Genomic DNA, 12,619 nt, shown 5'->3' with positions numbered 1-12,619 from the left:
TAATAAAAATATAACAATATATTAAGTGATTAAGATGATTAAAAATTTTGAAGAATATAAAACTTATCGAAGTAGATATTTAACTGAAGGCATTCCTGCTGAAGAATCTGCTGAGATAGAAAAAGAGATGGATGATTTTAGAAAAAACAATCCTGAAATATTCCGCAAAATGAGTGAAGCCAAATGGGTTGGTTCTTTAACTGATCCACAATAATAATTAACTTTTCTTTTTTATTTAATAATTTTTATATTTAATTTATAAATGATTTTTAAGCCAATAACCAAAATTGGGTTGTTGGCTTTTTTAATCTAAAAATTTTAAAATCAATTTTTAAAGCATTCATAACAAGTTATTCTAGTGATAGCTATATCTAATTTTTTAAAAACCCTATTTTATTACATTTTAATAAGTTATATTAGCGATAGCTATGAAAAAGAGGTTTATTCATGTTTATTAAAATAATAGGACAACCACCACCAAAATCTTACAAATTATTTATTATAATGTAATTTTGACTGTAGAACTAATTAGAAAAAGGTGATTACAATTGCAAAAACAATGATTGTAAACAAAAATGAAGAACAAAGACTCATCACATTACCTTTACTGATTCCAAACTATGATGATTGCGACGCTCCACATGGAGAAAAACAATTATCAATAGAAGAAATAGCTGATTTTTCTCACAAATATATGGAAAAATATAGGAAAGTCGATGGAGGCCATACCTATATTAAAACTAAAAAAGAAGTAGCTGTTCCTGTCGAATCTTGGCAATTAAGAGAAGACACAGCTATGAAAACCATTGAAGGTGATGAGATTACTTATCCTGAAGGTACTTGGATGGGAACTTTGAAAGTTTTTGATGATGATGCTTGGGATAAAGTTGATAAAGGCATTTATACGGGTGGAAGTGTCACTGTACTTGAAGAAGCTGTTGCTGATGATATTGTTCTTAAAGAAGCTGCTGAAAAAGGTCGTGTTCTTATTAAAGATATTCCAGATCCTGCTGTTGCAACAATAGCACTCGTGGAAAAACCATGTGTTTTTGGTGCTAAATTTTGTAGTGTTAAAGCAGCTACTAAATCAGATAAAAAAGAGTCTTTTGAAGCTAAAAGAGATAAAATTTCAGGAGCTATTAGAAAAAAATTTGGTGATGATAACTATGTTCAATTGACTTATGATGATAAGGTAGTTGTTCATAGTTGGAAAGAGGAAAAATATTATGAGATTCTATATTCTATTGGATTGGATGATACTATTGAATTTGGAGAGCCTGTGGAAGTTGAACAAGAATTTGTAGCTAAAAAAATGTTAGAAGTAGCTAAAAAAGCAGGGCGTAGTATAAGTGATTCCACATTTAATAAATTAAAAAATGCTTGGGATTCATTAGGTAAATTGATTGATAAAGCAAATAATGAAAGAGAGGATAATTCTCTTGGATTAAAAAGTGATAAAATGACTAATGATAATGAAAAAAACAAAGATGTTGTGACTAAAGCTGAATTAGATACAATATTAGATGAAAAATTTGAAAAACAGGAAGATAAATTAGTTGAAGCTGTTAAAGCAGCAAATGAAACTGATGAAGATAAGAAGAAGAAAAAACTTGATAAAATAAAAAAAGATTTAGAAGATTTAGGGATAGATACATCTAAAATAGATTTCACTGTAAAAAAACCCGAAAATGATGAAGATGAGGAAGTTGTAAGTAAAAAAGAATATAACGAAGTTGTTGAGAAAAATAAAGAATATGCAGAACAGTTAGGAATAGATGTAGAATCACAATCATTAAAAGGAAAAGATGATGATTCTAATGTTTCTACTAAATCTGAAGATGATAGAATATTCGCTTCTATGAATAAAACTAAAAAATCAATGAAAAATGAATAATAATAATTAAGAGTGTGTTAATAATGACTACAACTTTAGATAAAATAACAAATCAAGAAGCTGCATTTAAAAATATGACCAATATAAAAGATGGTAAAGCTATTTTATCACCTGAACATCTTGGTCAGTTTTTAGCTTATGCCGCATTAGACAATATAATGTTAGCAGGTTCCAAACCTGAGCTAATGAATGCTCCAGAGAAAAACTTAAATCGTGCTGGAATCGTTGGAAGAGTATTAACCAATGGTTATGATGATGATGGAAACACTCGTGAATTAGGTGAAACTGAAAAGAAATCTCTTAGTTTTGGAGCTAATACTTTAATAGCTAGAAAACTTAAAGCCTGTGCAAAAATACAGGATGAAGATATTGAAGACAATATCACAGGGGAAGGCTTAGTGCAGTTTTTACTTAGTGAAATGGGTAGAGCTATTGGTGAAGACTTATCATTATATACTGCATTTGGAGATAGTGATTTAACTAAATCTCAAGATCCTCTTTTATGTATTAGTGATGGTTGGTTTAAAAAAGCAGCTCATCAATTAGAAGTAGGAACTGATTTTGATATGGGGGGTGCTAATCAAGTAGAAAGACTATTTAACACTGCTATTAAGAAATTGTCTCCAAGATTCCGTAAAAGAGATAAACTAGTATTTTATGTTCCTTTCGAAGTTGAAGACGCATACAGGGAATTATTAGCTAGTAGACAAACTGGTTTAGGGGATGCAACACAAATAGGATTTGCAGAACTCAAATACAAACAGATTAGTATTAAAAATCCTAATGCTCTCGATGACCCTGAGGTAAGGGAACTTATTGCATCTGGTAAAATGATGTTAACTGATCCTAAAAATCTTGCATGGGGTATTAGGAAGAACATGAGTATTGAACCTGAAAGAAAAGCAGGTCTTGAAAGAACTGATTATTGGTTCCGTGTTCGTGGAGATATGGATATGTACTTCAGAGAAGGTGCAGTAACTACAACTATTCCTCTTGATATATTAGAAGAAAGTTTAATCGCCGATGGAGGGGACATATCACCTATAGAAACCATACCTACTGTCCCTGTTTTTGTTAAAGACAGTTCTGATAATCCTATCGACGGAGCTAAAGCAGTACTTAAAAATAGTGATAATGTGACAAGACAAGTTACCGTCGGAGTTGATGGTAAAGGTGTTCTTAATAGTGTTGTTGCTGGTGATTGGACTGCTACTGTCACAGCTACTGGTTATGAAACATTAATTGAACCTGTTACTATTAACGATGATACAGAAATATCTTTCACTTTAACAGCAGAATAAGAAAATATTTAGGAAGGATAGTTTTTAGCATGAATATTGGAAACATTCCTCCTCATGATACAAATCTTGAAGAACCTTCAGAAACTAATATTCCTATTTTTTCAGAAGAATTAGCTAGAAAGATTTTGATTGAACTTGATGGTTGGCAATTAATAAATTCAGAAGATACTGAATCTGATGGATCAAGCCAACTATTCATTGATCATGATGATGAAGAACAGCTAAAAAATATTAGTATTAATCATAATGTTTCTATAAAGGAAGTTGAAGACTTTTTCAATAAAGCTTTTGATGAAGCATTATCTTATACTAATCGTTATGATATTGATGATTTGGATGAAATAAAGGCTAGATTATTTTTTAATGGTGTTATTAAATTAACAGCTTCTAATTTATGGTTAAAGTACAATACATCTGTCACAGTAAATAATGATGAAGGTACTATTGATTATGGTCAAGGTGGTAAGCTTTTTAAAAAATATTTAACAATTATTGAGCCTTTTATCAAAGGAGTTCATATTGAAATAAGTGCTATCTAAAAAAATAAGAAGGGGCTTGTTTTATTATGGGAGCAATACTTTCTGAATTGAAAACTAGAGTTAGTGTTAAAACTGATACTTCACAAATTGATAAAACTATAAATAGTATTGATAATGATGTTTTTGCTCCAGCTATTAGTATTCTGAAGAATATAAAATCAAAAATCGAAAATGATGTACCTAATGCATTATCTAATCGTGTAGCTGAAAGAATAAGATCTTATCAAGAACAGTTTATTTGGATGAATGGAACTGTTGACACTACTCAGATGGTTAATACTATTTTTGTTGAACCTTCTGCTCAAGGTGAGGTTGATGTTGGAGCAACTGCTTTATCTGAAGATGGTTTCCCATATCCAATTGTTATTGAGTTAGGAAGTGTTAAATACGAAGGTAAACCCTTTGCTGAACCTTCATTGAACTATATTCAAAAAGATATTCAGAAAATAGGATGGGAAGTTGTAAGAAGTAAGTTGGGCTGATAATTATGGATAAAGAAATAATATCTGATACTAGTACTACAGAAACAAGTGCATTTCTGATTTATAATGCTTTGAAAAAATCAAATCACCCTTTAATAAGGAAATTTAAAGTTACCTTTCCATATGAGGGAGTTTTAGTTGAAGAATCAAATGTTATTATTGTTGCAGAAGCTAATGAAGAACATGACTATAGTACAAGTAATAGTGATCATTATAAAGCTTTGACTGAGGTTTATATTAAAACTAAAAAAGCTGATTATAGTGAGGTTAGTAAATTACTTAGATCAACTCGTCGAGCTGTTAAAAATGTTCTTAAAACGGATGATGTGTTGAAACGTACAAATATGGTTTTTAGAAATAGTTCTTCTAAGTATGGGAGCAAGTTTGCACTTAAAGCAAGTAATATGCTAGTTCAAATTGATGAAATTGATATTTATAATCAAGAAGAAAATGAGGATTTTAGTGTCTTTTTTGATGATACAGAAATAAATAAGTGAAGAGACTTATTTTATGAAATAAATTAGGAATGATTAATTATGGTTGAATTTGAAGAATTGCCCGAAGTAGGGGAAAAAACAGCACAAAAACTACGAGATGCAGGTTATAATACAATCATTGATTTAGCTATTGTTGAACCTGAGGAGTTAGCTGAAAAAGCTAAAATTGGTAATAAATTAGCTAAGGATCTTGTAAGTTTTTCTAAAGAATTGGAAAATGCAGCTGAAAATATTGAAATAGATTATACTAGTTTAGAAGAAAAAAAATATGATTTTGATTTAAAAAAAGAAAACCAGTATCTTGTAGCTGGATTCAAAGCCAGTGAAAAATATAATAAAGATTTAAAAGGTGAAAAGTTAAAAGAAGCCTTTGAAGAATATAAAGGAGGAAAAATAGAATGATAGGTGAACCAAAGATTAATTATAGTGAAGGAACTGAAACTATTAAAAATATTGGGAATAGAAATGTTTTATGCATTATAGCACCGTTTAAAGACAGTTCATTTGCGTTTAAAGCATATCCTACTATTGAGCAAGCTGTTGAAGATCAAAAAACAGAAATTACTGAAGCGTTAGGATATAAATATTTACAGTTATTACAAAAACATTTTCCAACACTTAAAGACATTGTACTTGTTAATATAACAACTGGCACAACTACACCAGATTATGCTTTAACAAATGAAAAATTATCTAATGCTTTTGAAGAATTAGAAAAAACAGAAGTTAGTATAATTAATATTCCATATTTATTAACATCAGATCAATTAGAAATGTATAAAACATTTAGGGACGAGCAATTCCAAAATATGTTTGGTTTTGGATTAATCTATCCTACAGATCCAGAAACATCAAGTTTAACTGCTGTTTTCAATCAATTCAAAACAGGAGGAATTTATGCAATAGCTACTACTCCTCAGGAAATAGAATCTGAAGAATACTCAATAATTGATATGAGTGTTTATTTCGCTGGTTTAGTTGCTAGTGTTGATGAAAATAGAAGCTTAACTCATTATGTTCTCGATGGAGTAGTTGGAGAAACAACTAAAGAAAAGTATGGAACAAGTATTTATGAAGCTATATTGAATAATGGTGCTTTAGCTACTGGTTATAGGGATAAAGTTAATAATATACTTCAGATTGTCAATAGTGGGACTTGTACTTGGAATGAAAAAATAAATGATACTAATGATCTTAAAATAGACAGAGTACATCATTTGATTATGAATGAAATTAGAAGAGCTATATTTAATATTATTGGAAAAGACAATAATCGTATTGCTTCTGAAGATTTTAACATGGCTGTTTCTAATATAAAAGAGAAATATCTTAAAGCAGGATTCATTACTGATTTAAAAACAAGTATTAGTAAAACAAGCTCACCTAAAGTAGAAATTTTAATGAATGATAAACAAGACAATATTCTAACTATTGTTGATGTTCTAGGAAATATTGATATAATAAACTAAAAAAGGAGGATGGATTTATGTCTGGAGTAATAGATCTTAAAAACGGTGTTTTAAAAGTATGGCTTAAAGAAAATGCAAGACCAGTTGAATTTAACTTTTTAACAAGTTTTTCACCAGAAAAAGCTGATGATACTAGCACTAAATTAACCAGTGATGGTGAAGTACAAATAGGTGCTCCTAATACTGGTGCAGAGGTTAGTGTTGAAGGTGTTGCGTATGGTAAAAATAAGCAGCAAATTAAAGAACAATTAAGAGTTTTTGCAGTGGGTAATTTTTACTCTGCATTATGGAGTGGTGAAGAAAATACAAATGATTCTATTGATTCTACTCCTTATGTGCATGAATTTTTAATGTTTGGAGGTACTATTAAAAGAACAAGTGAATGGAGTCCTGAAGACCAATTCAGTAATAAAATGACTATTAAAACTAATAAATTAACTGAATTAGTAGATGGTTATGATGGTTCTACACCACTCGAAGGAGTAGGCTAAATTTAATATACTTTTATTAATTTTTTTTTATCCTATAAACAAAAAGCTGTTTTTAATGGAGTAGTGCAAGTCTGCTCATAGGATATTTACCTTTTTTGTACAAGTTGGTAAACCGTGCCAGATACGTTAGTTGGCGACCCTACCGCACAGAAATCCTTAATATGGGTCGTTAAAATTATAACTGTGTGGTAACATGATATTAAGGAGTAAAATTATGAATAATTTAGAAAAATTTAAAGATTTAATCCATGGCTACGGATTAGATGAAAGAGAAACTAAAATAGATGACAATAGTATGTGTTGGTTTACAAACCGTTTTTTCACTGTTTTATTTGATGTAAATCAATCAACTATTGATAGAAACATTAATGAATTGTTAAAAGTTGGTGAAATTGATCAAAATAGCAATATGCAAAAATGCATATTAGTCGGTTCTGATAAACCTGTGAATTTTTATGATATAAATGTTTTGTATAGTCTTGGTATGTGGCTTAGAAGTCCAAGAGCGTTAGAATTTAGAAACCATATTAAAGAATTACTTGAAGGCTTAAGAAAAGGCGATTTAAAAATAACTTCAACTAAATCTTTCTTTGAAATTGTAGGTAACAAAAAACCCACTGTCAACCATCTTAAAAACCGTGATTTATGGTTAAATGAAGGAAAATCAACCCCTCAATTGCAACAAAGAAGTTTAAGTATTTTTATTAATTTAGGAAGGAATGAGTATTTATCAGAGTTAGAGATAGCATCTCCTAATCTTTGTAGTAAAATCAGTGATGTATTCAACATTCATATAACTGGACACACAGCTAAAGAATTACGGGAAATAAGAAAAGTACCACATAATAGGTTGCTTAGAGATTATTTAACTGATGTAGAATTAAAAGCTATGATAAGTGCTGAAACTATTTTTAGTTTTTTAATGGAAAAAGAAAGGTATGTTCCAAGATATGTTAAAGTTATTGAATTAGCTGAAATAGCTGCAAGTCAAGCACACAGAGAAGCAGTATCAATGAGTAAACTTTTAGGTAAAATATATCATGATTATACTGTACAAATTGATTTATTAGAAGCAATAGGATGTTAAAAAAAACTATTTTAATATATATTATTAATTTTTTAAAGGAGTAAAAATTATGAGTGAAAATAAACCGAAAATACAAGAAAAAAGCTTAAATGAATTATTAGCTGAAACAGAGGTAAAAATAACACAAAAAGATTACTACCAAACAGAAAAATTCAAACTAGGAAATGGAATAGTAGCAATAAACTTCAAACCATTAAGCCAGAAAACTTTCATGAAAATGAATAATAAGCACGTAGATGAACGTATACCTTATCTTTTATCACAAACATTATACAATCCAGAAGAAAAACGATTATATACTATTGATGAGTTAAAAGCTTTATTCGATGGCTTAGGTGGTTTAACAATTACAATAGCTAATAAAATATTAGTAGAATCAGGATTTGACATCAAGTCTAGTGGCATACAATTAGCTTTTTAAAGAAGCACCTTAACTTTGAAAATGGCAAGTTAGGACACATAACACGAAAATATTGTGCAGGATTGTTATTATTAGATCAAGAAGATCTTAATAATCGTTCAGGTTTTGTCAGACTTGCTTTTGAAGTTATTACAAATGAGGTGCTACGATACAAATTCATTATGGCAGGAGGAAAAAGAAAATAAAAATAAATAAAAAAAAAGGAATTAATAATATATAATATATTTATATGGTTTATAATTATTAATTTTTTTATAATTTTTCATATTAATCACTTATATTTTATTTACTTATAGTCCCATTAAAAACCATATTACCACGATCAAATATTTTAAAATTAATATGATCAAGATTATGTGTCTCTATATTTGATGAAAAAGATCTTTCAGTTTGGCTTGACCCTCCAACAGCACTAATAGTTTCTTTTGATAATTGTTTTCCATTACTATCGTAATATATAAATTCTGCAGAATAAGGTCCATTTTCTAAATTTCCAATTCTTAAATATATATTAGTTGAATTTTTGATATCATAAGTAATATTCAAATCAGTATCAGTATAATTATGTTCATTAACTGTATTCATACTTGAACTAACTACATATGCATCAGTATCTAATGTTAAATTTCCATTATTTAAAACCATAATTCCACCAACTGCAGATACAGTAATAATAGCTATTATTGCTATTAATATTATAATTATCTTTTTATTTTCCATATTTTATTACCTCATATACTATTTTTATTAAATATTATTATTTTTTCTTATTATACTTATTAATCTTTTCTAAAAAAATTTCCCAAAGGAGTAGTATTATTATGTCTTCCAATGAAGTAGATATTAAAATCAAAACCAGTGTAGATGGTGATGAATTAGAATCACTAAACAAACAACTTAAACAACTTTCTGCAGAAGAAACAGAAATCAAAGTAGGTGCTGATGCAAATAGTGCAACTGATAAACTAAGAGAGGTGCAGAAAAAAGCTAAAGAAATTGCTGCTGAAAAAACATTAGTCAATATAGGTGTGGCTACAGAAGGATTAGAAGAGATAAAGAAGATTAAATCCGAATATAATGAATTAAAAAATATGCTTCCTCCTAATCTTCGTGTACAAATGGATAATGCGGCAGAAGATAGGATAGATGAAATTCGTAAGAAAATAAATGATCTTGATGGTTTATCTCCACAAATAAAAACTATGATTGAGTCTGGGGCTATTGATGAATTACAAGCTATTCAAACAGCTACTGATAACCTCGATGGTTCTTCTCCTAAAATTAAACCTACTGTTGATGATTCTGAAGCTATATCCTCATTACAAAATATCCAAAATCAAGCTGAAGGCATAAGCGGACTTGAACAAGGAGTAGGAGGTTTACTCGCTACTGCAGGAGCTAGTCAACTTTTAACCAACGGAGTAGAAACAGCTACTAACATGGATAAAGCTTGGAGGAATTGGGTAGGAAGTTTACAACAATCAGGCATGGGATTGGATCAAGCTAAAAAGAAAGCTGATAGATTTTATGATACTGTTAATAATTTAGCTAGTACAGGCCAATCAAGTGATTCATTATTTAAAAATGTAGCAGGGTTAGTAATTAATCTTAACAATAAAGTATCTGATTCGACTTTAGGTATGACTGAAAAGGTAGTTGCTGGGTATGAAATGCTTGGTGGTCGTACTGGGGCAACTATGTATGAGATGGAAAAAGAACTTAAAAATTTCTTATCTACTGGTGATTTAGGTTTGATGGAAGATACTCTTTCAAGTTTAAGAGATCCTGAAAAATGGAAAGGTCTTTTAGAAGGTGCTGATACAGTAGATGAGCGAATCAAAATATTGCAAGATATGCTTCAAGAAGAGGGAATTATGGGAGCATTAGATATTGATGCTCCTTCTAAATCTATTGATCAATTAAAAGCTCTTTTCGACGCCAGTATGACAAACATAGGAACAACTCTTATTAATATGATTAAACCTATTGCTGACGGTTTTATGTGGTTAGATGAATTAACTAAGGGTGCTTCTACATCAATATTATCTACTATTGCAGTTGTAGGATTGTTAGGTGTAGGACTTATAGGTCTTGTTGGTGCTCTTGGAATGGTAGGTAGAAGTTTCACAGCTACTTTGTCAGGAATTAAAGGGTTTGGATCAATTCTTAAAGGAGGAGGCGGACTAGTTAATGCTTTAAAAGGTGCTGGTTTAGCCACTCAAACGGCAGAACTAGGAGCAAATACTGCAGCACTTACAGCAAATACGGCTGCTCTTGAAGCGAATAATCTTGCAAGAGCTGCATCTATGGGTGGTGCAGCAAAAGGTATAAAAGGTGTTGGGGCTGTTGGTGGTGCAGCAAGTGGTGCAGCTCCAGGAGCAGCTGCAGGTGCAACAGGGTTGTCTGCTATTAGTGCTTCTATTACTACAATGCTTGTACCTTTAATCGCTATTAGTGCAGTAATTGCTATTATGATACCAATAGTGGCAGGATTAGCCATTGAAGTATTGTTATTTGTTAGACTTATTGGTGAGGTTGTTATAGCTCTTAGATTTGATAAACTTAATTTGACCTCTGCAATTGAAGGCATCAAACAGATTGGTCTTGCTATGTGGGAACTTTTAAAAGCTTTCACAGTACTCACTGCTATCAATATTGTTAATGTTGTTTATACTGCAACAGGAGGTATCATTAATACTAGTTTAGCTTTGGCTCAGTTTTGGGTAGCAAGTAAAGAAATAGAAGCACTTCTTAATGAAGTATCTAAAATGAATATAGATGATTCAAGTGTTAATAAAATTAACCAAATTGCTTTATCAATTAAAGGTATTGCAAGTGCTATGGGTCAATTGACTGGGCTTAATTTATCTGGTTTGGGCGTTATGCTTACAGGAGGTATGCAGGCTATAAGACAGAATATAAGACACATGACCGATATTGGAAAAGAAATACAAGCTATAAACATACCATCTATTCCAAAAGAAAAAACAGACATGATACAAAGATTAGCTGATACATTAAAGTATTTACAAAAAGCTAGTGATGCGGTTAATGAATCTTTAGGTTGGTTTGGTGAGAAAATAATCACCATAAAGGACAGTAAGGGTATGAAAGCAACTTTAGACAATCTATATAAAATTGCTACACAGATTAATACTGTTAATATACCTTCAGTCAATGCAGGCAAAACTGACACAATTAAACGATTATCTGATGTCACAGGCGATCTTCAAAAAGCTTCTGAATCTATCAAAGATGCTCTTGGTGTTGGGTGGTATGGTAAAAAAATGGTCAGTATAACTGACACTAAAGGTATGAAAACTACTTTAGATAACCTATATATAATTGGCACCGCTATTAATACTGTTAATTTGCCTAATATTCCTAAAGAGAAAATAGATACTATTCGTAATCTTAACAATGCTATAATGCCATTAGTAAATGCATCTAAAAGTATTAGTGATAATTGGACATCAATTGTTGCAACTCCTGCTATGGCAGAACCATTTAAACTTGCTATCGATACTTTATATAGTATTAATCAACATTTAAATACAAAAGGATTTAATATTGATCCTGCTAAAACACAAGCTATAACCAACTTAAAGACAATAATTTCAAAAATAGCTGAAGTAGGATTATACATTTCAAATAACTGTGCTAATATTGGAACAAATATAACTGATAATGCTGGAAATATTAAATCAGCTATATCTGCTTTGTATAGTATTAATCAGCATTTAAACAGTATGCCTTTCCAAGTTGATACTGCTAAAATAAACATATTAAACTCATTAAAAACAACTATTCAAGCGATTAATAATGCTTTGTCTGCTGGTGCTGGTGTTCAAGCTGCTGCTCAAAATATGGGTTCTAAAATTACCACTGGGTTTAAAATAGGAGCTAAAAATTTAGGATCTGCAAGTGTTACTGTTGTAAGTGCTGCTATATCAGCTGTTAAAAATCGTTATGATACAATGCAAAGTGCAGGTAATGCACTAGGCGCTGCATTAGTCAGTGGTTTTAGAGCTGGTGCAGGAATAAACAGTCCAATAGCAGCTATTATTTCAGGAATGAATGATACTATTAGTTTTATTCGTAGCCTTACTAGTGATTTTTATACTGCAGGATCTGCACTAGGTGCTAATTTAACAGCAGGTATGACTGATGAGGAAAAAGCAGATTTAAATGTTAATGATTTATTAAGACAAAATTCTGGTTCTGTGATGGATATTTATTATGGTAGTAGTGTTAATTGGGTAGGTGGTGCTGCTGGTTCTCCTTTTGAAGAAGCAAATAATGGTGAAAGTATGTATCCTTCAGGAGGCAATAACATTATTAATAATTTTAATAGCCTAATTACTGAAAGAGATGTTGCAAATTACGTAATGGATATTATAGAGGACTATAATGATCGTGAAGCTAGTAGGAGTTAAAA

The 12,619-nt window shown here is 30.5% G+C and carries 13 protein-coding genes; 12 read left to right on the top strand and 1 reads right to left on the bottom strand.

Going from position 1 to position 12,619, the window contains the following annotated elements:
• Nucleotides 1–34 precede the first annotated feature (34 nt).
• The 11 genes from MarbSA_RS02750 to MarbSA_RS02700 all read left to right on the top strand — a co-directional run bounded on the left by MarbSA_RS02750 (nt 35) and on the right by MarbSA_RS02700 (nt 8,181).
• Nucleotides 35–214 carry a hypothetical protein gene (locus MarbSA_RS02750; protein WP_054834821.1) on the top strand — a complete coding sequence of 60 codons (180 nt, stop codon included), beginning with the start codon at nt 35–37 and terminating at the stop codon, nt 212–214.
• Nucleotides 215–538: 324 nt separating this feature from the next.
• Nucleotides 539–1,894, top strand: coding sequence for an XkdF-like putative serine protease domain-containing protein (locus MarbSA_RS02745; RefSeq protein WP_156314585.1), 1,356 nt, complete (start codon nt 539–541; stop codon nt 1,892–1,894).
• A 23-nt stretch (nt 1,895–1,917) separates the two neighbouring features.
• Nucleotides 1,918–3,195: a carboxypeptidase-like regulatory domain-containing protein gene (locus MarbSA_RS02740; protein WP_221061812.1), complete on the top strand. Its 1,278-nt coding sequence runs from the start codon at nt 1,918–1,920 to the stop codon at nt 3,193–3,195.
• Nucleotides 3,196–3,224: 29 nt separating this feature from the next.
• Nucleotides 3,225–3,734: a hypothetical protein gene (locus tag MarbSA_RS02735; RefSeq protein ID WP_054834818.1), complete on the top strand. Its 510-nt coding sequence runs from the start codon at nt 3,225–3,227 to the stop codon at nt 3,732–3,734.
• Between the two features lie 26 nt (nt 3,735–3,760).
• Entirely contained in the window at nt 3,761–4,216 is a 456-nt protein-coding gene (locus MarbSA_RS02730; protein WP_054834817.1) for a hypothetical protein, read from the top strand.
• Between the two features lie 5 nt (nt 4,217–4,221).
• Complete coding sequence (locus MarbSA_RS02725) at nt 4,222–4,713, top strand: hypothetical protein (protein ID WP_054834816.1); 492 nt, start codon at nt 4,222–4,224, stop codon at nt 4,711–4,713.
• A 39-nt stretch (nt 4,714–4,752) separates the two neighbouring features.
• On the top strand, nt 4,753–5,115 hold the full coding sequence (locus tag MarbSA_RS02720; protein WP_054834815.1) for a helix-hairpin-helix domain-containing protein: 363 nt from the start codon (nt 4,753–4,755) through the stop codon (nt 5,113–5,115).
• On the top strand, nt 5,112–6,182 hold the full coding sequence (locus MarbSA_RS02715) for a hypothetical protein (protein WP_054834814.1): 1,071 nt from the start codon (nt 5,112–5,114) through the stop codon (nt 6,180–6,182). The genes MarbSA_RS02720 and MarbSA_RS02715 overlap by 4 nt, the downstream gene beginning before the upstream one ends.
• 17 nt (nt 6,183–6,199) lie before the next feature.
• The gene (locus MarbSA_RS02710; RefSeq protein ID WP_054834813.1) at nt 6,200–6,673 is read left to right on the top strand and encodes a hypothetical protein; all 474 of its coding nucleotides are present in this window, start codon (nt 6,200–6,202) and stop codon (nt 6,671–6,673) included.
• A 214-nt stretch (nt 6,674–6,887) separates the two neighbouring features.
• Nucleotides 6,888–7,760, top strand: coding sequence for a virulence RhuM family protein (locus MarbSA_RS02705; protein ID WP_054834812.1), 873 nt, complete (start codon nt 6,888–6,890; stop codon nt 7,758–7,760).
• 49 nt (nt 7,761–7,809) lie between these two features.
• The gene (locus MarbSA_RS02700; protein WP_054834811.1) at nt 7,810–8,181 is read left to right on the top strand and encodes a hypothetical protein; all 372 of its coding nucleotides are present in this window, start codon (nt 7,810–7,812) and stop codon (nt 8,179–8,181) included.
• A 282-nt stretch (nt 8,182–8,463) separates the two neighbouring features.
• On the opposite strand, the gene MarbSA_RS02695 is transcribed toward MarbSA_RS02700, so the two are convergent.
• Entirely contained in the window at nt 8,464–8,901 is a 438-nt protein-coding gene (locus MarbSA_RS02695) for a hypothetical protein (protein ID WP_054834749.1), read from the bottom strand.
• A 101-nt stretch (nt 8,902–9,002) separates the two neighbouring features.
• Here MarbSA_RS02695 and MarbSA_RS02690 point away from each other — a divergent pair, with 101 nt between their 5' ends.
• Nucleotides 9,003–12,617 carry an AAA family ATPase gene (locus MarbSA_RS02690; protein ID WP_221061811.1) on the top strand — a complete coding sequence of 1,205 codons (3,615 nt, stop codon included), beginning with the start codon at nt 9,003–9,005 and terminating at the stop codon, nt 12,615–12,617.
• The last annotated feature ends 2 nt before the right edge of the window (nt 12,618–12,619 follow it).

It is taken from the genome of Methanobrevibacter arboriphilus (assembly GCF_019669925.1).
Classification (GTDB): domain Archaea; phylum Methanobacteriota; class Methanobacteria; order Methanobacteriales; family Methanobacteriaceae; genus Methanobinarius; species Methanobinarius arboriphilus_A.
Note: the sequence above shows the minus strand (reverse complement) of the source record. Positions and strands in the feature narration are given on the sequence as shown.

Excerpts from the sequence above, each read along its gene's own strand:
- MarbSA_RS02715 (WP_054834814.1), top strand. The coding sequence starts at position 5,112 with ATGATAGGTGAACCAAAGATTAATTATAGTGAAGGAACTGAAACTATT.
- MarbSA_RS02735 (WP_054834818.1), top strand. The coding sequence starts at position 3,225 with ATGAATATTGGAAACATTCCTCCTCATGATACAAATCTTGAAGAACCT.
- MarbSA_RS02705 (WP_054834812.1), top strand. The coding sequence starts at position 6,888 with ATGAATAATTTAGAAAAATTTAAAGATTTAATCCATGGCTACGGATTA.
- MarbSA_RS02725 (WP_054834816.1), top strand. The coding sequence starts at position 4,222 with ATGGATAAAGAAATAATATCTGATACTAGTACTACAGAAACAAGTGCA.
- MarbSA_RS02730 (WP_054834817.1), top strand. The coding sequence starts at position 3,761 with ATGGGAGCAATACTTTCTGAATTGAAAACTAGAGTTAGTGTTAAAACT.
- MarbSA_RS02690 (WP_221061811.1), top strand. The coding sequence starts at position 9,003 with ATGTCTTCCAATGAAGTAGATATTAAAATCAAAACCAGTGTAGATGGT.
- MarbSA_RS02740 (WP_221061812.1), top strand. The coding sequence starts at position 1,918 with ATGACTACAACTTTAGATAAAATAACAAATCAAGAAGCTGCATTTAAA.
- MarbSA_RS02710 (WP_054834813.1), top strand. The coding sequence starts at position 6,200 with ATGTCTGGAGTAATAGATCTTAAAAACGGTGTTTTAAAAGTATGGCTT.
- MarbSA_RS02720 (WP_054834815.1), top strand. The coding sequence starts at position 4,753 with ATGGTTGAATTTGAAGAATTGCCCGAAGTAGGGGAAAAAACAGCACAA.
- MarbSA_RS02700 (WP_054834811.1), top strand. The coding sequence starts at position 7,810 with ATGAGTGAAAATAAACCGAAAATACAAGAAAAAAGCTTAAATGAATTA.
- MarbSA_RS02750 (WP_054834821.1), top strand. The coding sequence starts at position 35 with ATGATTAAAAATTTTGAAGAATATAAAACTTATCGAAGTAGATATTTA.
- MarbSA_RS02695 (WP_054834749.1), bottom strand. The coding sequence starts at position 8,901 with ATGGAAAATAAAAAGATAATTATAATATTAATAGCAATAATAGCTATT.